This is a genomic window from Lysinibacillus sp. NPDC092081 (assembly GCF_044755845.1).
Lineage (GTDB): Bacteria > Bacillota > Bacilli > Bacillales_A > Planococcaceae > Lysinibacillus.
Map to the genome: position 1 here is coordinate 61,616 of NZ_JBIVRU010000002.1, position 26,706 is coordinate 88,321.

Annotated in this window: 22 protein-coding genes; 17 read left to right on the top strand and 5 right to left on the bottom strand. The window is 37.6% G+C overall.

What is annotated here, in order from left to right; all coding sequences use genetic code 11:
* The first annotated feature begins 101 nt into the window (after positions 1–101).
* The 5 genes from ACIQLB_RS05130 (at position 102) to ACIQLB_RS05150 (ending at position 5,245) form a co-directional block, all read left to right on the top strand.
* On the top strand, positions 102–1,106 hold the full coding sequence (locus ACIQLB_RS05130; protein ID WP_400721879.1) for a nuclease-related domain-containing protein: 1,005 nt from the start codon (positions 102–104) through the stop codon (positions 1,104–1,106).
* 3 nt (positions 1,107–1,109) lie between these two features.
* Positions 1,110–2,042 (top strand): diacylglycerol/lipid kinase family protein, encoded by a 933-nt coding sequence (locus ACIQLB_RS05135; protein WP_400721882.1) that lies wholly within the window; start codon positions 1,110–1,112, stop codon positions 2,040–2,042.
* A 111-nt stretch (positions 2,043–2,153) separates the two neighbouring features.
* Positions 2,154–2,801: a tRNA (guanosine(46)-N7)-methyltransferase TrmB gene (trmB, locus tag ACIQLB_RS05140; RefSeq protein WP_400721884.1), complete on the top strand. Its 648-nt coding sequence runs from the start codon at positions 2,154–2,156 to the stop codon at positions 2,799–2,801.
* An 11-nt stretch (positions 2,802–2,812) separates the two neighbouring features.
* Positions 2,813–3,676, top strand: coding sequence for a YtnP family quorum-quenching lactonase (locus ACIQLB_RS05145; RefSeq protein ID WP_400721887.1), 864 nt, complete (start codon positions 2,813–2,815; stop codon positions 3,674–3,676).
* Positions 3,677–4,018: 342 nt separating this feature from the next.
* Positions 4,019–5,245 (top strand): carboxylate--amine ligase, encoded by a 1,227-nt coding sequence (locus tag ACIQLB_RS05150; RefSeq protein ID WP_400721890.1) that lies wholly within the window; start codon positions 4,019–4,021, stop codon positions 5,243–5,245.
* Positions 5,246–5,459: 214 nt separating this feature from the next.
* Here the strand turns inward: ACIQLB_RS05150 and ACIQLB_RS05155 are convergent, their stop codons facing one another.
* Positions 5,460–5,774: a hypothetical protein gene (locus tag ACIQLB_RS05155; RefSeq protein ID WP_400721893.1), complete on the bottom strand. Its 315-nt coding sequence runs from the start codon at positions 5,772–5,774 to the stop codon at positions 5,460–5,462.
* A gap of 313 nt (positions 5,775–6,087) precedes the next feature.
* Between ACIQLB_RS05155 and ACIQLB_RS05160 the strand changes: the two genes are divergently transcribed.
* The 8 genes from ACIQLB_RS05160 (at position 6,088) to ACIQLB_RS05195 (ending at position 15,883) form a co-directional block, all read left to right on the top strand.
* Positions 6,088–7,164, top strand: coding sequence for a M42 family metallopeptidase (locus tag ACIQLB_RS05160; RefSeq protein WP_400721896.1), 1,077 nt, complete (start codon positions 6,088–6,090; stop codon positions 7,162–7,164).
* Positions 7,165–7,238: 74 nt separating this feature from the next.
* A complete protein-coding gene (locus ACIQLB_RS05165; RefSeq protein ID WP_400721899.1) occupies positions 7,239–7,760 on the top strand; it encodes a DUF84 family protein in 522 nt (173 codons plus the stop codon).
* 455 nt (positions 7,761–8,215) lie between these two features.
* The gene (locus ACIQLB_RS05170) at positions 8,216–9,040 is read left to right on the top strand and encodes a DUF1444 domain-containing protein (protein WP_400721901.1); all 825 of its coding nucleotides are present in this window, start codon (positions 8,216–8,218) and stop codon (positions 9,038–9,040) included.
* A complete protein-coding gene (ytpR, locus tag ACIQLB_RS05175; RefSeq protein ID WP_400721904.1) occupies positions 9,037–9,651 on the top strand; it encodes a YtpR family tRNA-binding protein in 615 nt (204 codons plus the stop codon). The genes ACIQLB_RS05170 and ytpR overlap by 4 nt, the downstream gene beginning before the upstream one ends.
* Positions 9,652–9,966: 315 nt before the next feature.
* Positions 9,967–13,098 carry a DNA translocase FtsK gene (locus ACIQLB_RS05180; RefSeq protein ID WP_400721907.1) on the top strand — a complete coding sequence of 1,044 codons (3,132 nt, stop codon included), beginning with the start codon at positions 9,967–9,969 and terminating at the stop codon, positions 13,096–13,098.
* Positions 13,099–13,317: 219 nt separating this feature from the next.
* Positions 13,318–14,631: a UDP-N-acetylmuramate--L-alanine ligase gene (gene murC / locus ACIQLB_RS05185; protein WP_049667451.1), complete on the top strand. Its 1,314-nt coding sequence runs from the start codon at positions 13,318–13,320 to the stop codon at positions 14,629–14,631.
* A gap of 110 nt (positions 14,632–14,741) precedes the next feature.
* Complete coding sequence (locus tag ACIQLB_RS05190; RefSeq protein WP_400721910.1) at positions 14,742–15,248, top strand: DUF948 domain-containing protein; 507 nt, start codon at positions 14,742–14,744, stop codon at positions 15,246–15,248.
* Between the two features lie 134 nt (positions 15,249–15,382).
* Positions 15,383–15,883 (top strand): YtxH domain-containing protein, encoded by a 501-nt coding sequence (locus ACIQLB_RS05195; RefSeq protein ID WP_053485032.1) that lies wholly within the window; start codon positions 15,383–15,385, stop codon positions 15,881–15,883.
* 207 nt (positions 15,884–16,090) lie between these two features.
* Here the strand turns inward: ACIQLB_RS05195 and pilM are convergent, their stop codons facing one another.
* Positions 16,091–18,256 (bottom strand): pilus assembly protein PilM, encoded by a 2,166-nt coding sequence (pilM, locus tag ACIQLB_RS05200; RefSeq protein ID WP_400721914.1) that lies wholly within the window; start codon positions 18,254–18,256, stop codon positions 16,091–16,093.
* 173 nt (positions 18,257–18,429) lie between these two features.
* On the opposite strand from pilM, the gene ACIQLB_RS05205 reads away from it, so the two are divergent.
* The gene (locus tag ACIQLB_RS05205; protein WP_400721917.1) at positions 18,430–19,515 is read left to right on the top strand and encodes a bifunctional 3-deoxy-7-phosphoheptulonate synthase/chorismate mutase; all 1,086 of its coding nucleotides are present in this window, start codon (positions 18,430–18,432) and stop codon (positions 19,513–19,515) included.
* A 181-nt stretch (positions 19,516–19,696) separates the two neighbouring features.
* On the top strand, positions 19,697–20,701 hold the full coding sequence (ccpA, locus tag ACIQLB_RS05210; RefSeq protein WP_400721920.1) for a catabolite control protein A: 1,005 nt from the start codon (positions 19,697–19,699) through the stop codon (positions 20,699–20,701).
* 146 nt (positions 20,702–20,847) lie between these two features.
* Here the strand turns inward: ccpA and ACIQLB_RS05215 are convergent, their stop codons facing one another.
* Genes ACIQLB_RS05215 through ACIQLB_RS05225 form a run of 3 tightly spaced genes read right to left on the bottom strand, consistent with a single transcriptional unit; the run spans position 20,848 to position 23,311 of the window.
* Positions 20,848–22,008: an acetoin utilization protein AcuC gene (locus ACIQLB_RS05215; RefSeq protein ID WP_400721923.1), complete on the bottom strand. Its 1,161-nt coding sequence runs from the start codon at positions 22,006–22,008 to the stop codon at positions 20,848–20,850.
* A complete protein-coding gene (locus ACIQLB_RS05220; RefSeq protein WP_400721926.1) occupies positions 22,005–22,655 on the bottom strand; it encodes an acetoin utilization AcuB family protein in 651 nt (216 codons plus the stop codon). The genes ACIQLB_RS05215 and ACIQLB_RS05220 overlap by 4 nt, the downstream gene beginning before the upstream one ends.
* Before the next feature lie 23 nt (positions 22,656–22,678).
* Positions 22,679–23,311, bottom strand: coding sequence for a GNAT family N-acetyltransferase (locus ACIQLB_RS05225; RefSeq protein ID WP_400721929.1), 633 nt, complete (start codon positions 23,309–23,311; stop codon positions 22,679–22,681).
* A gap of 344 nt (positions 23,312–23,655) precedes the next feature.
* Here ACIQLB_RS05225 and acsA point away from each other — a divergent pair, with 344 nt between their 5' ends.
* Together acsA and argC are read left to right on the top strand one after the other, a co-directional pair.
* Positions 23,656–25,383 carry an acetate--CoA ligase gene (gene acsA, locus ACIQLB_RS05230; protein ID WP_400721932.1) on the top strand — a complete coding sequence of 576 codons (1,728 nt, stop codon included), beginning with the start codon at positions 23,656–23,658 and terminating at the stop codon, positions 25,381–25,383.
* Positions 25,384–25,630: 247 nt separating this feature from the next.
* Complete coding sequence (gene argC, locus ACIQLB_RS05235) at positions 25,631–26,665, top strand: N-acetyl-gamma-glutamyl-phosphate reductase (protein ID WP_400721935.1); 1,035 nt, start codon at positions 25,631–25,633, stop codon at positions 26,663–26,665.
* Positions 26,666–26,706 lie beyond the last annotated feature (41 nt).

The following is a 26,706-nucleotide window of genomic DNA, read 5'->3' on the forward strand; positions in this document are numbered from 1 at the left end:
ATGCCAAGGAGAAAATTGATACTTCGATTTGCCTTCCGAGCAGTAGTAGGGAAATTAGCAAATTAGATATAGAGCGAGTAAGATTGGAGTGACCAAAACACATGGCACAATTGGTGAAATTACAAGATTATATTTCACGCTATCAAATTGATTTAGCAAGATATCCTACACAATTTGTACGCTTAAAGAGCAGTCAATGGGAGCGTGTTAAGCGACAGTGGGAGTTAGGAGAAGAAATTAGTGAGTGGCAACATACCGACGACGATTCAGAAAATGATTCTTTCGAAGAAAAAGAGAGATTCTCTTTTTTAAAAAAAATATTTGCAGGTCGTCAGAAGGAAGAAAATGAGGACATTGAGCAAATAGAAATAACGAATGAACTAATGAGTGATGAAGATAGCATACCAGAAGAAGAAACGACTTTAACGTTTGAACCAAAAATTGTCTATGCACCGCAATCTGTTCATGAATTAAAACGAATGTTTATCGATCAATTTTTCCATTTCCAAATGAAATGGGCAAGTTCAACATTACGTGAAAAGTCGTATGTAGATCCTCGTTTTATGCGTGACCCCTTACTCCGAAATTTGTTACAAAAATTACCGGATAATTATTTACTTTTTTATTATCCGATTTTACAAATTAGAAAAGCACCCATAGAGCTTGATGTCGTGCTAATGTCACCGACAGAATGTATTTGTATAACAGTGCTAGAAGCGGAAAATCAAGCAGTTTATGTGGGAGGCAGTGAGCGATTCTGGATAAAAAAGGTGGGAACGAAGGATTCAAAAGTCCTTAATCCGATGATAAATTTAAATCGTATGGAATCTGTATTAACTCAATTATTTAAACAGGACGATATAAATATGCCGATTCGCAAGGTTATTTTAACACAGAATGGCTATTTCGATTATCCAGGGTCACCTTATGGTATTCAATTTGTTGATCGTCGAAATTATGGAGAGTGGATGGAGCATTTAAGGAAAGTATCCTCTCCTATGAAGCATATGCAAATTCGTGCTTCTCAAACGATTTTAAACAATGTACAAACAACATCCTTTAATCGAGATATTTGGCAGCAATCTTCTCAATCAGCCGGGGATTAGTGAATGCAAGTATTATTTATTGTGAATGAAGCAGCAGGGCACGGCAAAGGTAAGAAAGTTTGGCATCACCTTCAACAGCATTTAACAATGAACTATGAAGTAGCCTTTACAGAATATGAGGGACATGGACAGGAACTTGCAAAAAATTGGGCGCAAGATGTTCAAACAGAAAAATTAATTGTTATTGTTGGCGGTGACGGCACAATACATGAGGTTGTTAGTGGTGTTGTACATAATAAATTTATAGTGATTGGTGTAGTCCGAGCAGGCTCTGGGAATGATTTCGCACGATACTTTACTACATTTCAAAATGCTTTTCAAATTGAAAGCTATATACAAACAGAAATGGCTAACCTCCCAATGGATGTCGGTGCCGTTCAGTTTGGAGAGCCACAGCACGAGTTATTTATCAATAATGCTGGTGTGGGCTTTGATGCATTTGTCACAAAGCGTATTAATAAATCTCGTTTGAAGTTTTACCTCAATAAAATCGGGCTCGGCAAGCTATCATACGCTGTGGCAGTTGTAAGAGGGCTATTTAGCTTTGGACGCTTTGATGTAACTATTCGTGCGAACAATCAAGAATGGCAATTTCAGCAGGCATGGTTTGTTGCGATGAGCAATCAACCTTATTTCGGAGGGGGAATGAAAATCTCCCCGTCTTCTAAACCTGATGATGGACAAATCGAAATAATAATTGTTCACGGTATTTCACGACTTAAATTGCTGCTAGTATTTGTCACTGTGTTTTTTGGAAAACATACAAAATTTAAAGAGATTACTTTTTTGCAAGGCAATCAATTTAACATTTTCGTGCACGCAAATAACGTTGATTATCATACGGATGGTAACTATATTGGAGAAATTAGAGAGGGAACGAGGATTCATTGTACAGTGCAACGTAATGCTTGGCAGGTTATATCAAAGGAACATTAAAAATGGTCAATCACTAAAATATCATTTCGCAATAATTTCATGCGAATTTTATAGTTATACGTTATACTATAAAAAATCAATAATTTCATGAGAAAGAAATGAGGAAAAAAATTGAGATTAAGAAATAAGCCTTGGGCGGAGGAAATGCTTGAGAGTCATCCAGAGGTGATTGTTCCAAATCCTGAAGACTTTAAAGGAAATTGGCAGGCTGTTTTCGGAAATGACAACCCATTACATATTGAAGTAGGTACTGGGAAAGGTCAATTTGTCACAGGTATGGCCTTACAAAATCCGAATATAAATTATATTGGCATTGAGCTTTATGACAGTGTCATTGTTTGTGCATTGGAAAAAATTTTAGAGGCTAAATCTCCAGCGAATTTACGACTATTAAAAGTAAATGGCGCAGATTTAAATAAATTTTTTGAAAAAAATGATGTAGAACGTGTGTATCTGAATTTCTCAGATCCTTGGCCAAAAACGCGCCATGCTAAGCGACGTTTAACGCACGGGGGTTTTTTGAAATTATATGAGTCGATTTTAGTGGATGAGGGGGAAATCCATTTTAAAACGGACAACCGTGGTTTGTTTGAGTATTCATTAATGAGTATGTCTGAATATGGTATGCTACTAAAGTATGTATCACTCGACCTACATGCGAATATGCCTGAGGATAATGTTATGACTGAATATGAGGAGAAATTTTCTGCTAAAGGACAGCCAATTTATCGTCTAGAATCGCAATTCTTAACTAAATAGGGGGAGTATGGATGGATGAGTTAAAGTTTCACAAAATGTCATTATCATGGCTAAACGGGGGTGTCACTTGCCTTGATGGCGGTGCTATGTTTGGTGTTGTACCAAAACCACTTTGGTCACGCAAATATCCAGTCAACGAAAAAAATCAAATCGAGTTACCAACTGAACCAATATTAATTCAGTATGAAGGTAAAAACTATATTGTTGATACAGGCGTTGGCTTTAACAAATTAAATGAAAAACAGCTACGTAATTTTGGGGTAACTGAGGAATCAACATTAGCGGCTAGCTTACAGGAGCTAGGATTAACAACAGCTGATATTGATGCAGTATTAATGACGCATTTACATTTTGACCATGCGGGAGGTTTAACGCAATGGAAAGATGGTGTACTTGTACCAACATTCCCGAATGCAAAAATCTTCGTAACGAAAATCGAGTGGGACGAAATGCGTGAGCCAAATATTCGCTCGAAAAATACGTATTGGAAAGAAAACTGGGAGCCGGTTCAGCAATTAGTAGAAACGTATGAAGGTACGTTAGAGGTAGCTCCGGGTATTGAAATGATCCATACGGGTGGTCATAGTGATGGACATGCCATTATAAAATTAACTCAAAATGGCGAGGTATTATTGCATATGGCAGATATTATGCCAACACATGCACACCAAAATCCATTATGGGTTTTAGCGTATGACGATTATCCAATGGCGAGTGTCTTTGCGAAGGAACGAATAATGAAAGAAGCACTTGCGAATGGCTACGGCTTTATCTTCTACCATGATGCGTATTACCGCATGATTAAATGGGATGAAACAGGTAAAGAAATTGTAGATAAGCTAGAACGCAGTAGACAAGCTGTTATTACTTTCTAATTAATAGAACGTGTGAACCTTATGTGTTCGCACGTTTTTTTATAGTGTTGAAAACTATTGTGCCATGCTCTTAGCCTTCGTTCCTCTATTGCTAATCCCCAAGGAGTCGCCCAGTCTCCACTCCAATCAAACGCTTCACATAGTATGTATCTCTGGCATGTCACTCTAATTTATAGCGATAATGCCATGCATAGTTAAACTGTAGGAACGGAAATCAACCCCACGTTATGGTGAAGAGCCTAATTACCTATACCCCATTTTTTTGACACTTTTTTCGTGAACATCTTGGAAAATATGATACACTAAAAGCTATACTAAAACACAAAAGAGAGTTGAAATTACATGGCAACTGAGCAACCATTTTTACCAGTATTACTAGGATCAGATATGAATGCATATGGTATGGCACGTGCATTTTATGAGGCATATGGTATTAAACCACTTGTATTAGGACGTTCACATTTAACAGCAACGCAAGATAGTCATATCATAAATTTCGAAGAGATTGATCGCTTAAATGAACAGGATGTATTTGCACCTGCACTTGCAAAGGTCGCAAAAAAATATACGGATAAAAAACTACTGTTGTTAGCTTGTGGAGATGATTATGCAAAGCTGATCATCAAAAATAAGCCAGCATTGCAGGAACATTTTACAGTACCATACATTGATGAATCACTTATGGATGAAATTTTATTAAAAGAAAATTTCTATAAAATGTGTGATAAGTACGATTTTAAATATCCAGGTACGATGACTGTAACAGCAGACAATTACGAAAACTTTACCCCACCATTTGATTACCCAATTATTTTAAAAGCATCTAACTCGGTGGAATACTGGGCATGTAAATTCCCAGGTAAGAAAAAAGTATTCGTTGCACATGATGAAGCGGAAAAAACAGCTATTTTAAAAGCAATCTATAGCTCAACTTATCAGGATACAATGATTATTCAAGAATTCATCCCAGGTGATGATTCTTATATGCGTGTATTAAATGCGTATGTAGGGAAAGATGGCAAAGTGAAGCTAATGTGTCTAGGAAACCCAATCTTAGAGGAGCACTCACCTGAAGGAATCGGTAGTTATGCAGCAATTGTTACAACATACGATAAAGAGTTAATGGACCAAGTACGCGTCTTCTTAGAGGATATCGGTTATACAGGTTTTGCTAACTTCGATATGAAATACGATATGCGTGACAAACAGTATAAGTTGTTTGAAATTAACTTACGTAATGGCCGCTCTAGCTATTATGTAACAGCAAGTGGTCATAATTTAATGAAGTATGTAGCTGATGACCATATGTTAAATATTGAACAGGAAGTAACTTATGTTCAGGACAAGCATTTATGGATGATCATTCCTAAGGGTGTACTATTCAAATATGCATCAAATGAAAAGCTTAAACTAGAAGCTAAAAAATTAATTCGTGAAGGGAAATATACAAACTCTCTTTACTTTAATCAAGATATGAATGCGAAACGTTGGGTGAAACTAACGTTAAATAATTTAAATTATTATCGAAAATATAAAAAATACTTCAACAATAAAGGATTGTCTGAGTAAAAAGAAGAGGCTGGGACATAACTAAATGGTTCCTTCATAAAGCCTAATAATCTCTAAATTAACAAAACACGATAAATAGAAAAACCGAACTATTCCGAAACACTTCATGAGCGTTTCATTGGATAGTTCGGTATTTTTATTGGCTGAAACACTTTTGTCCCAGCCTCTTTTTTGTAGGGTTCTATAATTTTTCTTAGTGTATTGTTGAGTAACGTTATACTTCTGTGAGCTCTACTACAACACCTGAGCGAGCGTCAGCAGCAAATTCAAATGTTTGCATTTCGCCCTCATGCAAACGAGAGATACCTCCACGGTATACTGGAATAGTCATAATGCCGTTTGAGAAATTGTCTGTTTTCATAAAAATCCAAGAACCGTCAATCGGTGAATCCTTTTTAAATTCCTTTTTTATGTTTTCGAGTACTTGTCCTGCAGATACATACGGAGAAACCTTTTCACTTGCTTCTTTAACAATGACTGCGGCAGCTAGGCCAGTAGCAACACCAATTAAAAAATCACGTAATTTCATGCTTTTTTCCTCCTTTTTCTATAGCTTCATTTTAACATAGCATGCGGAGTGAATGCACGTTCACACTTTAGCACTTTTTAGGAAATGTATCAATATTTCGAATTTGGAAATCGATTTCCCGTGGCGGTAATTGCGCTGCCGCTTCATTTTCGCGCAGATAAATATATCAGCAAATTTGGGATAACCTTTGAAGATATAACTACACTTTCATTTATCTCGCTACTCATGAAAAATGGGAGTCTTCTGCTGAATATAGATAAATATGTTACAATGGGCAAGGAAGAATATTCTACTTCGTGGGGAGAGAGTCATCATGAAAGAGGAAACATTACATTTATTTAAAACATTAACGGAATTACCAGGCGCTCCGGGTAATGAACATGCAGTACGTGCGTTCATGCGTTCTGAGTTGGAAAAGTACTCAGATGAGATCGTTCAGGATAATTTAGGGGGTATTTTTGGTGTGAAGCGTAGTGAAGTTACTGATGCACCAAAAGTGTTAGTTGCTGGTCATATGGATGAAGTGGCATTCATGGTTACTTCTATTACCGATAATGGGATGATCCGCTTTCAAACATTAGGTGGCTGGTGGAATCAGGTTATGCTAGCGCAGCGCGTTGAAGTATTTACTAAAAATGGTGCGATTCCTGGTGTAATTTCATCAATACCACCACATTTATTAACAGATGCTGAACGTTCAAAACCGATGGATATTAAAAATATGCTAATAGATGTTGGCGCAGATAATAAAGAAGATGCTATTGCACTTGGTGTTCGTCCGGGTCAATCCATTATCCCTGTCTGCCCATTTACACCAATGGCCAATCCGAAAAAAATTATGGCCAAAGCTTGGGATAACCGCTATGGCTGTGGATTGGCAATTGAATTGATGAAAGAAGTAAAGGATGAAAAGCTCGCTTCGCATTTATATTCAGGTGCGAATGTAATGGAAGAAGTAGGTCTGCGTGGTGCTCAAGTGTCCGCAAATATGATTAAACCGGATTTATTCTTTGCTCTAGATGCTTCACCTGCAAATGATATGTCAGGAGAAAAAAGTCAATTTGGCCAGCTTGGAAAAGGGACATTATTACGTATTCTTGACCGTACGATGGTTACACATAAAGGCATACGTGAGTTCATTTTAGATACTGCCGAAACGAATCATATACCTTATCAATATTTTGTATCACCAGGTGGTACGGATGCTGGACGTGTGCACACAGCAAATGACGGTGTTCCTAGTGCAGTAATTGGTATTTGCTCACGCTATATTCATACGTCAGCGTCAATTATTCATGTTGATGACTATGCAGCTGCAAAAGCTTTAATTGTGGAACTAGTGAAAAAAGCAGATCGTTCGACATTAGCAACGATTCGCGCTAATGTGTAAAGTAATACCCGAAAGAAGTTAGAAGGTGCCTTTAGGGGCATCTTTTTCTATGCAAAGAAAGAGGGATTTGAAAAATGAACATAGCTATTGGTACAACAAACAAAGCAAAAACAGAGGCAGTTGAAGTTATAGCTAGAAAGTATTTTGATAAACCAAATTTCACCTGCGTTAAGGCTGCATCTCAAGTGTCTGATCAACCGATGACTCATGAAGAAACACGATTGGGAGCAATAAACCGTTCGAAAAACGCAATCAATGAGACGGGTGCACAATTATCGTTTGGATTAGAGGGTGGAGTAACAGAAATTGATGGTGTTATGTACGTTTGTAACTGGGGAGCACTTACAGTATCAAATGGCGTAACCTATACAGCTGCTGGTGCACAAATTATATTACCAGAAGAAATTGCCCAGGAAATAAGAGCTGGGAAGGAACTTGGGCCTGTAATGGAGCAATATACACAACGTCTAGATATCCGACAAGGTGCGGGAGCTGTAGGTATTTTTACACAAGGATTAGTAAGTCGTCAGATGATGTTCGAGCATATAGTTTCTCTTCTTCTTGGCCAATATTTATTTACATTAGCACATGAGTAGTGTCTTTTGATTAGTAATAATGGAATGGTGAAGTTACAACTTTAAAATATAAGGATGGTATTTTCGGCTTTGCAGTTGTATCAAAAACTGATCATGAAAATGAATTTGAGCATATTGCAAGTAGCGGTGGTGTAAAAATGACGACCATTTCTCAGGCAAAACATATTATAAATAATTTACACAAGATGACGAAAATCGTTCATTCGGTTAAGATTAAGTAATTGGATAGTTTTGAACAGGACGGTTCACAAACATGTGAGCCGTTTTCTCTTCATTTAAAAAATAGTAAGTTACAATAGACTCCTATCTATAGTTGATGAGCTAAATAAGGGTGGAGGATACCCAGATTTGCTGGAATAGAGATATAAATGTCACGACCTGTGGCAATTTATTTCTGCGCGATAGCGGCAAATACGCCAAAACTAAATTGATTTTGAAGAAAGGATGTGAGCTACGTGAAACAAATTAAATCAGAACAACTTGTGTCCCTATTAAAACAACGATTGAATGAAGATAAGTTTGATTTTGAATTTGATAAAAAGCACGATAAATTACGCTTAAACCATAAAAAAATTGGTAAAGGGATGGAGCTATCTCTACCAGGCATTTTAACAAAATATAATGATAAGCAAGGCGCTGCAATCGATGAAGTCGTTTATACAATCGAGCAAACCTTTGATGCTATGGAGCAAGAGATGGAACAAGGATTCCAAACTACTATACAAATTTATCCAGTTATTCGCGCAACATCCTACCCTCAAGCCTCGAAGGAGGGACATGCATTCATCACTACTGAACATACAGCTGAAACACGTATATTTTATGCACTTGATTTAGGAAAAACCTATCGTTTTATTGATGAATCCATGTTAGAGGTACTACAATTAACAGTAGAGCAAATTCGTGAAATGGCACGATTTTCTGTTAAGCAACTACCAACTGTTTATAAGAAAGATGAAGTTGCAGGGAATATTTTCTATTTTGTTAATGCTAATGATGGCTACGATGCAAGTCGCATTTTAAATGAAAGCTTTTTGAAAGAAATGCAAACTAACATTGAGGGTGACATGACGTTATCTGTGCCACATCAGGATGTATTAATTGTAGGTGATATTCGTAATGAAACAGGGTATGATGTATTAGCACAGATGACGATGCATTTTTTCGCTGTCGGTACAGTACCGATTACGTCATTATCTTTTATTTATGAAGACGGGGAGCTAGAACCGATCTTTATATTAGCAAAAAACAGAGTTAAAAAGGAGCAAGAGAAACAATGAATGTATTTTATAACAAAGAGCATGTAGGAGATGTATTGTTAGTACAATTAGCAACAGAATCAATCGTGAAAACAGAGGTAGAACGTACAGGTGATATCGCTGTTTTAAAGGAAGCACAAACAGGAGAAATTAAAGCATTTAATTTATTTAATGCTAGCAACTATATTCAAACTGATGCAAAAGGTCTAGTTGAAGTTACTCCAGAATTAGTAGCACAGCTAGAGGCAGCTATTGCAAAAAATGGAGCTGTAATCAGCCTTGATGTAGATTTTTCTCCAAAATTTGTCGTAGGCTATGTAGAAACAAAGGACAAACATCCAAATGCTGATAAACTAAGCATTTGTTCTGTAAACGTAGGTGAAGACACATTACAAATTGTATGTGGTGCACCAAATGTGGAAGCAGGTCAAAAGGTTGTTGTAGCAAAAATTGGTGCAGTGATGCCTTCTGGAATGCTTATTAAAGAAGGTAATTTGCGTGGTGTTGAATCATACGGTATGTTATGTTCAGCACGCGAATTAGCAATACCAAATGCACCTTCTGAAAAAGGAATTTTAGTATTACCAGAAGATGCGATAACTGGTAGTGCGTTTGAAACGCCAACTAGATAAAGCCTTCGAAAGCACTGTTTAGCTGCGAAAGCGCAGCGACAGCAACAAATGTTTTCTGTAGCGAAAGCGCAGCGACAGCAACAAGTGTTTTCAGTGCGATAGCACAATTAACGCCAAGACAAAATTGATTATATGTACTTAAAATCGTTATGCTACTAATATGCTAGTAACATAACGATTTTTTTGTCTAGAATGAGCCTCTAAATGCAAGTTTCTATAACATTTTTATGGTATGCTTTTTGTTATAGACATTGTAGTTTTTTATTAAATAAAGACAATGCTATAAATGAAGTGTAAGAGAAATGAGTGAACAACGTGAATTGGTTAAAAAAACAAATGGATAAATTTATAAATAAAGATGACAATGATTACGAATATGAAGAGTTTTATGAAGGCTATGAAGAAGAACAATCTGAGCAGCTGCATTCATTTAAAGAAACAACTGTAGCAAAGCAAAAAACCTTTCGTTTTCCGTTAATTGAGGATGAGGAATTTTCAGCTCCACCATCAACACCATCACCAAAAGAAGCATTCAATCAAATGGACGATGCATACTCCGGACAAATTGAAGATTTATCGCTACCGAGGCATTTAAATAATCATATTGTGGATTCGAGTGTTTATGATATTGAGGTTTCAGGCATTCGAGAACTATTAGCAAATCGAACGAAGAGAACTGGTAGAACGACGATTACACGAAGTCAGCCTGAACAGGAGAATCGTTCAAAAGCAAGTCTGGTTTTTCGAGACGCGCAAAATGAGCTACCGACTTCGCATAAAGCTTCGAATTATCAAGTAGAAAAGACAGATGAAAGTGTTTTACCTGAAAATCGCAAGCGTTTTGTACCAAGTGATGTTCCGTCACCAGTCTATGGTTTTTCTAAGCCGAGCCCAATTGAGCAGTTATTAGAGAAACGAAAGGAAGAGCACGACAAAAAAGAGTTAGAAATACCGACAGCATCTAAGTCTTTAAAAGAAGCGACAACAAATGAGGCTATTGAAAATATACTAGAAGAAAGAGAGCCTATTTGCGCAGTTCAGAAGGATGAACCTGAACAGCTTGAAATCCCTGATTCAATTGAAGCATCAGCAAAGCAACCGATTACTTTTGATGATCAATTAATAGACGAAACAAATCATCATAGTGATAAAATGACGACGGAATTACCTGTACCGCAAACAACTTCTTTTGCCCTAGAATTTGAAAATCAAGTGAAAGAAGCTGTTCAGCATGAGCTGAACGTTGAACAACTTTCAGCTGATCAATCAGAAATCCGTGTAAAAGAAGTAGTTGTAGAACAATTACAAATTGAAAATTCTACCATTCACATTGGTGAAGTTACAGTAGTCCAGCCTTCAATGAATGCAGACGATGTGCAAGATGTATTGCAAGAACAATCTTTAGAAGAGCAATCTATAGAAAAGAAAGAAAAAAGTGGCATTCCATTTAATGTTTTAATGCTAAAAACTGATAAGGAAAAGTGGAGAATCCAACAAAAGCAATTTAAAAATACGAAACCGACACCAACAATTGTTGAAAATGGCCAAGAGGAACAGGAGAGCCAAGAGGAACAGGAGCCTTCTTCTGAACTTATTAATTTGGAGGCAGAACATCAATTAGTGCAATCCGATACAGAATTTCAACAATCTATAGATTTAGAGATTAGTGAATTAGAGACGGACAATAAAATAGCACCACAATCGACAGAGGAAAACGAGGTTTCTAATCAAAATATTGCTCCATTCAATGCTGCAACAGAGAGTATATCAGTCATTACAATGGCACCAGTTACATCGATGTCAAACGTTTCGACATTAGAAAAGACAGTGATTGATATCGAGAGCTTCGACGAAATTTCAGCAACTACCGAAATGGAAGTAGAAACAACTACTGAACAGGAACTTACTACCGAAAACGAAAATGCAGTTATTCCCGAGGAGTCTGTTGATACAGCAGAATATCCAGAGCAATCTCTCGTATTAGAAGAAACATTAGTGGAAGATCAAGTAATGGAAACTCCTCGAAAACCTGTTCATGTGTATCAAAAGCCAGATGATGAGTTTTTAGAACCACCTGAGGAAAAAACACAGGATACTGAGTGGATGGAGCAACAGGGAGATACGTTGGTCGAAGCTTTGTCTTATTTCCAAGTCTCAGCTCAAATAGAATCCATTATGCAAGGACCTGCCGTGACACAATTTGAAATAACAGTGAGTCATGGTACGAAGGTTAGCAAAATCCGCAATCTATCAGATGATTTGAAGCTTGCACTGGCAGCGAAAGACATCCGCATCCAAGCTCCGATTCCTGGGAAGAGTTCAATTGGCATTGAGATACCGAACCGTGTATCTCGCGCTGTTCGATTATCAGAAGTGACAAATAGTCCTTCTTTCCTCGAGTCAGATTCACCGTTAGAAGCAGCATTGGGTCTGGATTTAACAGGGAAGCCTGTAACCATTGATTTACGAAAAATGCCACATGGCTTAATTGCCGGAGCTACAGGTTCTGGTAAATCGGTTTGTATCAATTCGATTTTGGTTAGTTTATTATATAAAGCTGCACCACATGAATTAAAGCTGATGCTTATCGATCCTAAAATGGTAGAATTAGCACCGTTTAATCATATTCCACATTTAGTTAGCCCAGTCATTACAGATGTGAAGGCTGCTACAGCCGCACTGAAATGGGCAGTGGAGGAAATGGAGCGTCGCTATCAGTTATTTGCGCATGCAGGTGCACGTGATATTACACGTTATAATGCAATTGCGGATAAAAATAATGAACATAGCTTAAAATTACCGTATATTTTAATTGTCATTGATGAATTGGCAGATTTAATGATGATGTCTCCTGCAGATGTAGAGGAGGCGATTTGTCGTATTGCGCAAAAGGCACGTGCTTGTGGTATCCATTTAATTGTTGCAACTCAAAGACCGTCTGTTGACGTTATTACAGGGCTTATTAAATCTAATATTCCTACACGTATTGCTTTTGCGGTATCTTCACAAATCGATTCGCGTACTATTTTAGATGGCCAAGGTGCAGAAAGATTACTTGGACGGGGCGATATGTTATATTTAGGTAATGGTATGTCTGCTCCTGTGCGTTTGCAGGGTACATTCGTGACAGATGATGAAATTGAAGCGATTATTGAGCATGTTCGTGAGCAAGGAGAGCCTGATTATATATTCGATCAAGAGGAACTTTTAAAGAAGACGGAGGTTTCCGCTGAGCAAGATGATCTGTTTGAGGATGTATGTCGATTTGTCTATGAGCAGGGAGGAGCTTCTACTTCCTTGGTTCAGCGTAAATACCATATTGGCTATAATCGTGCTGCTCGTTTAATCGATATGTTGGAATCGCATGGCTTTGTGTCTGAGGCAAGAGGCAGTAAACCACGAGAAAGTTACATTACAGAAGAAGATTTAATTGCCATGTTTGAATAAGAAATGCATTATTTTCGTATAGATTATCTTATTTACGCCAAAATTAGTTTTTTTAGAAAAGTTACACATTTATCCTTATGCATAAATAGTGCTATAATAGACGAGATGTGATGATTAGTACGTATTTTTTTGTACTTATAAAGGTATTAATACCTAATAAAAATACGATACACCTAATAGATGATAGAAGGGATATTGAATTCCCGGGGGGTTTAATTAATGACAGTTTTTCATTTCACAGGCATTAAAGGTTCTGGCATGAGTTCACTTGCACAAATCTTATTTGATGCTGGTGAACAAGTACAGGGCTCAGATGTTGATAAATATTTCTTCACGGAACAGCCGTTACGTGATCGTAATATTCCAATTTTTACATTTAATGCAGATAATATTAAAGAAGGCATGACAGTTATTGCAGGGAACGCATTTCCTGATGATCATCCTGAATTAGAGCGAGCTCGTGAAATCGGTGTAGAAGTTATTCGCTACCATAAATTTTTAGGTGAATATATCGGTAATTATACGTCGATTGCTATTACTGGTGCACATGGTAAAACATCTACGACGGGCTTAATGTCTCATGTTGTAGGTGGTTATAAACCAACTTCTTATTTAATCGGTGATGGAACAGGAGCTGGGCATGAAAATGCTGACTTCTTTGTGATGGAAGCATGTGAATACCGTCGACACTTTTTAGCTTACAATCCCGATTACGCTGTAATGACTAATATTGATTTTGACCATCCGGATTATTTTGCAAACATAGAGGATGTTTATTCAGCGTTTCAATCATTAGCATTACAAGTTAAAAAAGCAATTATTGCTTGCGGTGATGATGAACATCTACAACGCATTCAAGCGAAGGTACCTGTTGTTTATTACGGTTTTGGGGCTGAAAATGATTTTGAGGCTCGTAATGTTGAAAAAACAACTAAGGGTACAAAATTTGATGTATTTGTACGCAATGAATTTTATAGTACATTCTTTATCCCATTGTTTGGAGATCATGCGGTATTAAATACTTTAGCTGTTATTACACTTTGCCAATATGAAGGTATTTCACCAGAAATCGTTCAAGAACGTTTAAACACATACAAAGGTGTAAAAAGACGTTTTACAGAAACGAATATTGGGAATAATGTATTAATAGATGACTATGCACACCATCCAACTGAAATCCGTGCAACGATTCAATCAGCACGACAAAAGTTTCCGGATCGTGAGCTAGTAGCTATTTTCCAACCACATACATTTACACGTACACAAGCTTTTTTACAGGATTTTGCGGATAGTCTAAGTCTTGCAGATACAGCATACTTATGTGATATTTTTGGCTCTGCAAGGGAAACACAAGGCGCACTTTCAATCCAAGATTTAGCGTCTTTAATTGAAGGCAGTGCAGTGATTACCACTGAAGGAATTGAAGTGTTAACAAAGCATAAGGGCGCAGTATTTTTATTTATGGGCGCAGGCGATGTTCATAAATTCCAAGATGCTTTTGAAGACGTGCTAAAGAACAACGAAACAGCTTAGTCCGCAAGGAATAAGCTGTTTTTTCTCAAAATGAGAAGGAATTCAGTTTTTTTTGTCGAAAATAAGGAAAGTACTAGTAAAGAGAATTTTTACTTGCAGGAGGTCTAGTTATGGAAGTTATTTTGTATATTGCAGCAATCATTGCAGCAATCGGTTTTTTAATTTTTTGTGTGAGCGTTGGAATGACATTATTTTCGCTCAAACCAATCCTTAACAGTTTAGCTGGAACATTATCAGGTATTGAAGGACAAATGGAAGGTATTACACGTGAAACGACTTCCTTACTATCCAAAACAAATAGCTTGGCAGAGGATATTCAAGAAAAATCAGAACAGTTAAATTCTGTTGTTCATGCAGTCAAAGGAATTGGCGACTCTGTAAATGGTTTAAATACATCTGTACAGCAAATTACTTCTTCAATTTCTAATAGTGTGGAACAAAATGAAGAAAAAATTGCACAAGTTGTTCAATGGAGCAATGTCGCAATAGGCATTGCAGATAAGTGGAAGAAACGCAAAATTATCGATCAGGCCAATGAGGTGATTCAAGAAGATGTTTATTCTTCTGAATCAGAGCGGTCGGAAAAATCGAAAAGAAAATGGGGCCGTAAAAAATAATTATTATTCGGTAGACATTAAATGTCAACGGAATAAAAATAAAGTCTTAGGCATATGTTGAAGAATGCATCCGCAAAAGCAGATGGACAACCAGTCTAGGCAAATCAGATAATAAGATGGGGAGGAATCGTTGCATGACAACTCAAAAGCCAAATTATAATGAAGTGAAGGAACAACAACTTGAAAGTTCATTGCCACAGCTTTATCAACCGCAAGAATCGATCTATGAAGAGGAGCGAGTGAACATGAAGGATTTTGTTATTGGCGCATTAGTTGGGGGTATAGTAGGTGCAGCAGCAGGCTTATTACTAGCTCCAAAATCAGGGAAAGATTTACGTAGCGATGTAGCAGTACAAGCTGTTAACTTAAAAGATAAGAGTGCAGATTTCTCGACAACTGCAAAGGATAAAACGGTTCAATTATCTAAACAAATTCAAGAACAATCTACACAATTAGTAGAGAAAGTAAAAACATTAAAATCAGCAAAAGCACCAACTGTTTTTGACGATGGTACTGTTTCTTTTGAGGGTGAAGAGCCACTGGAGGATTTCATTCCTAGTGAAGAACCTAAAGCAGAGGATGCTAGTGAAAAAAAGGAACAAGCTGAAGAAAAAAGTGAAGAAGTTCGCGCATAACGCATAATAGATAAAAGGGATACGTTACATCTTATCATAGATGTAACGTATCCCTTTTTTATTGTTAAGGAAACTATGATTTTTTTGCCTGTGGATAAACTAGAGCAAAGTCGTCGTCTAGGCTAAAATGCTACATCCTCGAGGTCGCTTCGATCTCTTGGGCAAAAGTGGTGGGGTGTTTACTTTTGCTTCGGGCTCTCCAGCGCTTTAGCGCATTTGTTCAGATATAGGCGCTTTTTCTAGTAAAATCTCTAATTTATCCCCACCGAAAATCTCCATATCGAAGCTTGCCGGTTGACCATTTCGTAAAATCGTAAAATTACCTTTAAATGTAGTAGGTAGTTGCCAATTAGAGAAGCGGAACACATCTTGATATATCCAACGACTTCGGTCTTTTTCTTTAAATGAAATTGTTGCTCCATTTGGAACGGTTGACAGAGGTGAAACTACTACATGATTAACGAGAACTTCGTTGGCCATCTTCTTTAGCTCTAACACTTCGTTTTGAAAGTGTATGATGATTTTATCCTCAAGTAAAACATTCATTTGGTCAGCAATCCGTTGAACAGTAGGAAATGATTGTTGCTGAAACGAAATAATATCACCATCTTGTACAGTATATGACATTTTTGATGGTTTACCATTAATCATTAAATGGGCTGAAAACTCTGGTAAATAAAGTGGCTTTCCGTCTACTTGAATATAAAATGACTCAAATTGTTTTAATAACTCCCAATTATTTGTGAGCTTAAATACATCCTCGACTGTTTCGGCTATTTCAAACATCACAACATCTCGATCATTTAATGCACTATCGAGTGATGCAGGGGAACCATTAACAGTTATTTGTGGTTCAATCACATATTTTGTATGTTGAATTGTAACGGTTTTAATCGAAGCATCATCTACAATATCTCTCACTGTAGCAATAGCTGGCTGACCATCTTGGCCTTCAATTAACTGGATGGCATCGCCTGTTTTAATCATTGTTTTTGTGGATGCCTGATGACCATTCACTAAAATTTCCGCCGGTTGACCGTGACCACCAGGGATGAAAATATCTTGTCCATTTACATTCACTGATAATCCATGTCCTGGTTTTCCATATAACTGCTTTGCTCGAATATTGGCTGCTAAAAATGCATCGGCAACGGTCATTTCCTTTAATTCGAAAAGGCGAACGACTTGTTCATTGACTGTTAGACTCATATATTGAATAGGCATTTTTTTTGCTGCAATGGCGATACCAATTGGGGTCACCAATTCAGGAGATGCTTTAATATGATCTTCCTTCGTTAAGTTTTGAATGGCGTCAATTCCTCGAATGGCAATACGATTGGCAGGTAAATCTAGTACTAGTCCAAGTTCAGTTGTAAGATTTGGTGTTAAGCTACCACCACCAACAAGCATTACCGCCTTAGGAGTTATGCGATTATTAAGACGCAAAATTTCTTCCCCAATGGCTTTTGCAAGTTGCTTAACAGCAGAATCAATTGCTTGAAGAACTTCTTCTTTCGGAAAATATTGATCAAAGCCTAAAATATCCTGAATTAAAATTTCTTCTTCTGTTTGCAGTTGACGTTTCGCTTTTTCGGCAACTGGGAAGTCGAGTAAGTAGTGGTCACTTAAAGCCTCTGTTATTTCATCACCGGCAGTTGGTACCATGCCATATGCGACAACAGTACTTTTATCGGTAATGGCAATATCAGATGTACCAGCACCAATATCAACAAGCGCCACATTTAAACGCCGCATTGTTGGGGGGATAAGCACATTAATAGCTGCTATAGGTTCTAATGTTAGTGCATCCATTTCTAAATCCGCGCGTTTAAGAGCCGCAATAAGTGATTCTACGACAACTCGTGGCAAGAACGTAGCAATAACTTCAATTTGTGCTTCATCACCTTGCTGATCGAGTAGGCTACCAATTTCTTCACCATCTAAACGATAGTATAAAACTGAATAACCAACACAATAATAGTGGCTTATTTTAGCATCTTCTTTGTGTTGAAGGAGCTGTTGCTGAGCCTGTTGAACAGCTTGTAGTTCTAAACGACTTATATCTTCTTCTGTAAAGATTGGTCGATTACGTATATTAATCGTCACGCTCGCTTGTTCTGTTTTTAATGAGCGACCAGCTGCAGCGACACTTACTTTTGTTAAAGGACCATGCTTCTCTTCAAGTTCATGTTTAATTTCATTGATTAAATCTGCCACATACATGACATTATGTATTTGACCATCAACCATGGCGCGTTCTTTATGTTCTTTTACTAAGATGTCTTCCACGTGAAAGCGGTCATTATCTTCAGCTAAAATAATGCCTACTACAGAACGTGTACCGATATCAAGTGCAAATAATTTTGAACTCAATGTACTCGCTTCCTTTCTCGTAATATGTTATTATAATTTAGCGAGTTGAAGCGCTAAATTAAAAATGCGTGACATTCTGTACAACATTGATTATAATGTTGCTAATATCTAAAAATGTAACATACATTTCAGAGTTCTGGAAGTGTCTGTCATGAGGAGAGGAGCAAGAAAGCATGAGCCAAAAAGATTTAGAAAGCTTACGTAGTCAAATAGACGGTTTAAACTTAGAAATTCTTCGTCTAATTAACGAACGTGCAGCAGTAGTTGATGAAATCGGTAAAATTAAAGAAAAACAAGGTGTGAATCGCTATGATCCATTACGTGAACGACACATGCTTGATCTTATTAAAGAACACAATCAAGGTCCATTAAACCAAATGACGGTTGATTATATATTTAAGCAAATCTTCAAAACAGCTTTAAAACAACTTGAAGCGGATAAGAAAAAAGAATTACTTGTATCTCGTAAGAAGAAATCAGAAGATACTGTCATTAATGTAAATGGTGAGCTGATTGGCCAAGGAAAACCATCTTTCGTATTTGGACCTTGTGCTGTAGAATCATACGAGCAAGTAGCAGCGGTAGCAGCATCAATTAAAGCAAAAGGTGAAAAGTTAATTCGTGGCGGTGCTTATAAACCACGTACTTCTCCATATGACTTCCAAGGTCTTGGATTAGAAGGGCTTAAAATTTTAAAACGTGTGTCTGAGGAATTCGGTTTAGGCGTTATTACGGAAATTGTTACACCAGGTCATTTAGAGGAAGCATTAGATTACATCGATGTTATCCAAATTGGTGCACGAAATATGCAAAACTTCGAATTATTAAAAGCAGCGGGTGCAACAAATAAACCTGTCCTTTTAAAACGAGGCTTAGCAGCGACAATTGATGAATTCATTCACGCAGCAGAATACATTATGTCTAAAGGAAATGAGAACATCATTCTTTGTGAGCGTGGTATTCGTACTTACGAAAAAGCAACTCGTAACACATTAGATATTTCTGCTGTACCAATTTTAAAACAAGAAACGCATTTACCAGTATTTGTAGACGTAACGCATTCAACAGGTCGTCGTGATTTACTATTACCATGTGCTAAGGCAGCAATTGCTATTGGAGCTGATGGCGTCATGGCAGAGGTGCATCCAGATCCATCTGTAGCACTTTCTGATTCACAACAACAAATGGATATTCCAACATTTGATGCTTTCTACAAAACATTACAAGCTTTCATGAAGAACCATGAAATCAATGCCTAATTGTTGATAAACACCGCTTGCTTTAATCAGCAGGCGGTGTTTACTATATAGTGACAAAATAATGTCTAGAATAGTACTACTTGTACTTGGTTTTTCTTTTCATGTACATACTGCTTCTTGAAAAGAATATGAAAATTATCGTATGATAAGGCTATAAAAGGAAAAAAGGGAGGCACGTACGATGACTGTTACAATTTATGATGTTGCAAGAGAAGCAAATGTTTCTATGGCAACGGTCTCTCGTGTAGTCAATGGTAATCAAAACGTAAAACCGGCAACACGAAAAAAAGTATTAGAAGTAATTGAACGATTAGAGTATCGTCCAAACGCAGTAGCGCGTGGATTAGCAAGTAAGAAAACAACAACAGTTGGCGTGATTATCCCGGATATTGCAAACAATGTTTATGCGGAGCTGGCACGTGGTGTAGAGGATATTGCAACAATGTATCGTTACAATATTATTTTAGCCAACTCAGACCAACATGAAGATAAAGAGCTTCAACTACTGGATACAATGCTGGGTAAACAAGTTGACGGTATTGTTATGATGAGTGATGAAGTAACTGAAAAAATGCAACAAACTATGGATCATTCACCTGTACCAATTGTGCTTGCAGGTTCAGTAGATGAATCGCAAACAATTGCGACTGTTAACATTGATTATTACCAAGCAGCTTATGAGGCGATTACATTACTCATTCAAAATGGTCATAAGAGAATCGCTTTCGTAACAGGTCCGCTTACGTATACTATTAATGGAAAATTCAAACTTGAAGCTTATAAAAAAGCCTTACAAGACGCAGGCTTACCTATAGATGAATCACTAATCGCTGCAGAAGAATCAAGCTATGATATGGGGTTAGAGGCTTGGGAAACATTATCCTCACTTGATAATCCTCCAACTGCTTATTTTGCAGGTAGTGATGAATTAGCAATTGGATTGATTCATGGTGCGCAGGATGCAGGCAAAGATGTACCTGAGGATATCGAAGTGATCAGCTTTGAAAATTCAAAATTAGCACGTATGGTTCGTCCACAGCTAACAAGTGTCGCGTTACCACTTTACGATATCGGAGCTGTCGCAATGCGCTTGCTGACAAAATTGATGAACAAAGAGCCTGTTGAGGACGAATCGGTTATTTTACCTCATCGTATTGAACATCGACAATCTGTCAAAAGTAAATAACAGTTATAACACGTAAATCTGATAATGGATTTGCGTGTTTTTTATAGTCGGATAGAAAGGTGAAAGTGATGGATAGAATGCCAAGAGTGACTGATAGAGGACTAAGATAAAAATAAAAAGCCTCACGACTGTCGTGAGGCATAGTGTTAAACGTGTTTTTCATTGCGAATAATATGAAGCGCTTTGGTTAGCATTTGCGCGTTTTTTTCTTCAATCTCAGCCTTTCGAGGGATTGGCTCGTACAATGGATTTGGATCCTCCCAAGTTGGGATAAAAGGCACTGGTGCTTCAGGCTGCCAACGATCTAACCATGCTTGAGGTAGGGGTCCTGTTGGTAATTGCTGATCTGTCATTTCAAGCCATAGCATAGACCATGCGCGAGGCACAACACGCCAAATATCATAGCCTCCACCACCAACGGCAATCCATTTCCCCCCACAATATTCATGTGCTAATTTATGCGCAAGCTTTGGAATTTCTCTATAAATGTTCATTGTGCCATATAAATGTGTTAATGGATCAAAATAATGTGCATCTGCGCCGTTTTGCGTTAGCACAACATCCGGCTTGAAAAATTCAAAGACTTCTCGCATAGCCTTTTCATATATTTCTAGGAAACTCTCATCTTCTGTAAAAGCATCAATTGGGAAATTAAAAGAAGTGCCGTAGCCCTGTCCATTTCCGCGTTCCGTAATATTACCAGTTCCGGGAAAAAGATAGCGCCCTGTTTCATGAATAGACAATGTACAAACATCTGGATCTTCATAAAAACTCCATTGCACCCCATCTCCATGATGGGCATCGGTATCTACATAAAGTACTCGAGCATTGTATTTTTCCTGCAAATAGCGAATAGCTACTGTACTATCGTTATAAATACAAAAACCTGATGCACGGCCACGGAAGCCATGATGTAGCCCTCCACCTAGATTGAGGGCGTGCTCGGTTTTTCCTTCCATAACATAATCGACAGCTGTTAATGTTCCGCCGACAAGCTGTGCACTTGCTTCGTGCATATTTTCAAAAATAGGAGTATCTTCGGTGCCTATGCCGTAGCTTTCACATTGTGCCTCTGAAAGCTCACCATGTCCTGCTTTTTTAACGATTTCAATATATTTTGGATCATGTGCAAGTAAAAGCTCATCCTCTGTTGCGACACGAGCTGGAACAATATCTAAATCATCAAGAGCATCAATATTCTTTAACAAATCCATTGTAAGCGTCAAGCGTTTATGATTGAAAGGATGGGTATCTGAAAATTTATATCCGAGTTGCTCTGGCGAGTAAACAAATACTGCTTTTTTCATTGTAACGAAACACCTGGCAAATTAGGCCATAATACATCAAAGCCTTCTTTGCGAAGATCTTCTATCATAGCTAGTGGATTCAATGTTTTTACTCGGACACTTAAAATTTTATTTTGGGTATTTTCAGAGTCAGGATAAACTAAGACGCTTTGGACATTTGCATGATGTTCATTGAAAATTTTTGTGACTTCAAATAATATTCCTGGCGTATCAGATACACGAATTTCAATTTTAGAGCCAGGTTCAGTGGCACCAGTTAACTCTATATATGTATAGAGTAAATCTGTGGTAGTGACAATTCCAACTAGTTTTCCTCCAGAGACAATTGGTAAACAGCCTACTTTGGATTCATAAAAAGTAAGAGCTACTTCTTCTACGAAATCAAGTGGATGACCGACAAGTGGATTTTTAACCATAATCTCTTCCACTTTTGCATTAAAAACTGGAGAATTAGGCTTATCCCGTAATGAAGAAGGTAAAGCCTCTTTAATATCTCTTTCAGTGATAACCCCTAGAACGTGATGTTCCTCATCTACAACTGGTAAGTGACGTACTTTTTTCTCACGCATTAATTTAAGTGCTTCAAACACTGTATTTGTCGGAGCCAGCGTGAGGGGCTCATCATTCATAATTTCTTCTACGATCATATACTCATCCCCTATGTGTTGGTTTAATACATGAAGCGATTTCTAAATCGAAGTCTATCAAATCTTTCTATTGTCTCAGGAGGCACGCGTCTTCCTTCGCGTGCCATCAGGCAGTTAGCAGGATGTGATGTAATTTCAGGGTCATCTGTAGCAAAATATTCGAAGTTGGCAGAGCCCATCATTTTCTCCATCATTTTGCGATAGTCCCAAACATTTAAACCAGTCCCTTTTAAGTCCCAATGCCAATAATATTCGGTAGTGATAACAAGATAGTCTTCCATTTCATCTCCCATAAAAGACACAGCTAGTAGTGTCTTACCAGCACCTGTACCACGATAGTCTGGAATGACTTCAATAGCACCTAGCTCAATCATGTTATCAATTCGATCCTCGGCCCATCGTTCGAGTGGATCGGGATATAGATAAGTGACGTAGCCTACAATAATGTTTTCATTTCGAATAATAATAATTCGTCCTTCAGGAAGTCCTGCAATTTCTATAATGGCTTGCTGCTGTTGCTTTGGAGGTCTAAAAGCAACCAAGCCTTCGTGGAATGAATATGTAGCTAATTTTTCTGGAGGAACAGGTCCTTCCACATACACAGTACCATGCTTAGTTTCCTTTGTGACAGAAAAAAAAGTTTTTTTATGTTCCATAATTACACCACCTGAGTTTAATAATTCCATTATAGCTGATTTCCTGCGGAAAAACGCTATCTTTTGCAAAATATACCTGTGTTTTTAGAAAAATAAAAATATTAAGACATTATCGGCGAATTCGTGTAAAATATAATTATATTGCATCTGTTATTCAACAGAAGAATGTAGTGTGAATAAGCATTATCTGATTTTATACTATGCGAACTGTTGTATAACAATTGCTACATAACGTAGTTGTCTTTGGAGAAGGTGGCGGATTTTGAAGGGGAAAATAATGAAATTACGATTTGAAATTTGCCTACTAATTATACTAAGGCGATAGCAATGAGAGGGGTAGTTTCATGGGGATGAAAATGTTGGAGAAGTTGAATGCTTTATCGGGGCAATATAATTTGCCTGATTATGAGAAAGCTGCGGCAACACATGATTGGGAAGAGACAGAAAAGGGATTTAGTTGGTATGAAACAGGGCTTGTGAATATGGCATATGAGGCAATTGATCGTCATACAGAAACACATCGAAAAAACAAAGTTGCACTTTATTTTAATGATGGTAAGCGTAAAGAGGCTTATTCTTTCAATGAAATGAAAAAGCTGACAAATAAAGCCGCAAATGTTTTTAAGGTAGCAACAAATTTGGAGAAAGGTGATCGATTATTTATTTTCATGCCGCGTTCACCTGAACTTTATTTTTCATTATTAGGCGCTTTGAAAATGGGTGTTATTGTAGGTCCATTATTCGAGGCATTTATGGAAGGTGCTGTTTATGACAGACTTGCAGATAGTGAAGCTAAAGTATTAGTGACAACACCAGAGTTACTTGAACGAGTACCTCTAGAAAAGCTACCACATTTGCAGCATGTCTTTCTAGTAGGATCTGATATAGAGGAAACACCACAAATTTTAGATTTTAATAGACGCTTGAAAGAGGCACCTTCTCAATTTGACATTGAATGGGTGGACAGAGAAGATGGCATGATTCTTCATTATACTTCTGGATCAACTGGAGCTCCAAAGGGCGTATTGCATGTTCATAACGCAATGCTTCAACAATATCAATCAACGCAATGGGTACTAGATTTGCGTGAAGATGATATTTACTGGTGTACGGCAGATCCAGGATGGGTTACAGGAACAGCATATGGTATTTTTGGTCCATGGTTAAATGGAGTCACAATGCTAATTGTTGGTGGGAGATTTTCACCACAAGCTTGGTATCAAGCAATTGAGGATTATAGTGTAACAGTTTGGTATAGTGCACCAACAGCTTTCAGAATGTTAATGGGCGCTGGTAGTGGTATGCTTGAGAATTATGATCTATCTTCTTTACGTCACATATTATCTGTTGGTGAACCGTTAAATCCAGAGGTAATTCGTTGGGGGATTGATGAGCTAGATCATCGTATTCATGATACGTGGTGGATGACAGAAACTGGAGCACATATGATTTGTAACTATCCTTCTATGGATATTAAGCCAGGATCTATGGGAAAACCATTACCAGGCATCCATGCGACGATTGTTGATGATGCTGGCAATGAAGTATCACCTTTTACAATGGGGAATTTAGCAATTCGACGTGGTTGGCCTGCAATGATGCGTCAAATTTGGGGAAATCAAGAGCGTTATGAATCTTATTTCTTAAAAGGTGAATGGTATGTGTCTGGGGACTCTGCCTATATGGATGATGATGGTTACTTCTGGTTCCAAGGGCGTGTAGATGATGTTATTATGACAGCTGGTGAGCGGGTAGGTCCTTTCGAAGTAGAAAGTAAGCTACTCGAGCATCCTGATATAGTTGAGGTTGGGGTGATCGGAAAGCCAGACCCTGTACGAGGTGAAATTATTAAAGCCTTTGTATCATTACGTGAGGGTGTTGAACCTTCAGATGCATTGATTGAGGATATTCGTAACTTTGTTAAGAAGGGCTTATCTGCACACGCAGCACCACGTGAAATCGAATTTAAGGATAAGCTACCAAAAACACGCAGTGGTAAGATTATGCGTCGTGTGTTAAAGGCGTGGGAGTTAAATTTACCAACTGGTGATTTATCTACGATGGAAGAGTAATTATTTGTCTCAAATCAAGTTTTAACATATGGATATGGAGAAATTTAAATATTTATACTCTAGTGCATAAATAGAAGGCAGGAATTCATTCGATAAGCGAAGAGTTCTAGCCTTCTTTTTTTGAATTTATAATGATGAATTGCACTATCAGAATAAATAAGAAAATTACGTCAATAAATAAAAATTCAGTTGACTTAATAAATATGCAGACGTATACTAATTTTAACTTATTTCAGAGGTGAGTGCATTGAAAGTAGGAATTGTTGGTGCAACCGGATATGGTGGTTTAGAACTTATTCGATTTTTACATAATCATAAAGCGGTGGAGCGGATTGATTTATTCACATCTTCAGAAGAAGGTGTTATTTTTTCTTCTAAGTTTGGTCATCTCGTTCATATTGCCGATACACCTTTACAAAAAATTGATTATGGGGCTTTAGAGAAATTTGATGTTGTTTTTACAAGTACGCCTTCAGGGGTAACAAGTGAACTATTACCTCCATTGGTAGGGAAAGGTCCTAAATTAATAGACTTGTCTGGTGACTTCCGTTTAAAAGTTCCAGCGAGCTATGAAGCATGGTACGGTAAAAAAGCGGCGCCATTGGAAATCATTCAACAAAGTGTATATGGCTTAACTGAATGGAATGCAGAAAATGTTCAACATGCTTCTCTTATTGCTAATCCAGGGTGTTATCCAACAGCGGTTTTACTGTCGTTGTTACCATTGCTAAAAGAACGATTGATTGATTCGAGCTTTTTAGTGATTGATGCGAAAAGTGGGATTTCAGGAGCCGGAAATAAGCCATCGCAAACAACGCATTTTAGTGAGGTAAATGACAGCTTTTCAATCTATAAAACGAATACACATCAGCATATACCAGAAATCGAGCAGGCCATTTCAATGTTTGCGGGGGTCGATACAACCATTTCTTTTAATACTCATTTAGTGCCAATGACTAGAGGGATTTTAGCTACCTCATATGCACCAGTTATGTCTGGTGTTACAGAGAAGCAGCTAGTAGCTTGTTTACAGAATGCCTATGAAAAGCATCCATTTGTGCGGATTGCCACAGATGTAAATAGTCTAGGAACAAACCGCGTTAAAGGTTCAAACTATTGCGATATTTTAGTGAAGGTAGATAACCGTACGAATCGTGCCACAATTGTTGGCGTCATCGATAATTTAGTCAAAGGGGCTGCAGGGCAAGCCGTTCAAAATATGAACGTTCAATTTGATTTACCACAAACGACAGGATTAGATGTCGTTCCGTTCTATCTTTAATTGCATGAAGGAATCTGTATGCTTCTTTTATTTAGAAAACT

Coding starts and splice junctions, on each gene's coding strand:
- ACIQLB_RS05135 (WP_400721882.1), top strand. CDS start 1,110: ATGCAAGTATTATTTATTGTGAATGAAGCAGCAGGGCACGGCAAAGGT.
- ACIQLB_RS05220 (WP_400721926.1), bottom strand. CDS start 22,655: ATGATCGTAGAAGAAATTATGAATGATGAGCCCCTCACGCTGGCTCCG.
- ACIQLB_RS05190 (WP_400721910.1), top strand. CDS start 14,742: ATGGAAGTTATTTTGTATATTGCAGCAATCATTGCAGCAATCGGTTTT.
- ACIQLB_RS05195 (WP_053485032.1), top strand. CDS start 15,383: ATGACAACTCAAAAGCCAAATTATAATGAAGTGAAGGAACAACAACTT.
- ccpA (WP_400721920.1), top strand. CDS start 19,697: ATGACTGTTACAATTTATGATGTTGCAAGAGAAGCAAATGTTTCTATG.
- murC (WP_049667451.1), top strand. CDS start 13,318: ATGACAGTTTTTCATTTCACAGGCATTAAAGGTTCTGGCATGAGTTCA.
- ACIQLB_RS05205 (WP_400721917.1), top strand. CDS start 18,430: ATGAGCCAAAAAGATTTAGAAAGCTTACGTAGTCAAATAGACGGTTTA.
- ACIQLB_RS05165 (WP_400721899.1), top strand. CDS start 7,239: ATGAACATAGCTATTGGTACAACAAACAAAGCAAAAACAGAGGCAGTT.
- ACIQLB_RS05215 (WP_400721923.1), bottom strand. CDS start 22,008: ATGAAAAAAGCAGTATTTGTTTACTCGCCAGAGCAACTCGGATATAAA.
- ACIQLB_RS05130 (WP_400721879.1), top strand. CDS start 102: ATGGCACAATTGGTGAAATTACAAGATTATATTTCACGCTATCAAATT.
- acsA (WP_400721932.1), top strand. CDS start 23,656: ATGGGGATGAAAATGTTGGAGAAGTTGAATGCTTTATCGGGGCAATAT.
- ACIQLB_RS05150 (WP_400721890.1), top strand. CDS start 4,019: ATGGCAACTGAGCAACCATTTTTACCAGTATTACTAGGATCAGATATG.
- ACIQLB_RS05160 (WP_400721896.1), top strand. CDS start 6,088: ATGAAAGAGGAAACATTACATTTATTTAAAACATTAACGGAATTACCA.
- ACIQLB_RS05155 (WP_400721893.1), bottom strand. CDS start 5,774: ATGAAATTACGTGATTTTTTAATTGGTGTTGCTACTGGCCTAGCTGCC.
- ACIQLB_RS05145 (WP_400721887.1), top strand. CDS start 2,813: ATGGATGAGTTAAAGTTTCACAAAATGTCATTATCATGGCTAAACGGG.
- ACIQLB_RS05225 (WP_400721929.1), bottom strand. CDS start 23,311: ATGGAACATAAAAAAACTTTTTTTTCTGTCACAAAGGAAACTAAGCAT.
- ytpR (WP_400721904.1), top strand. CDS start 9,037: ATGAATGTATTTTATAACAAAGAGCATGTAGGAGATGTATTGTTAGTA.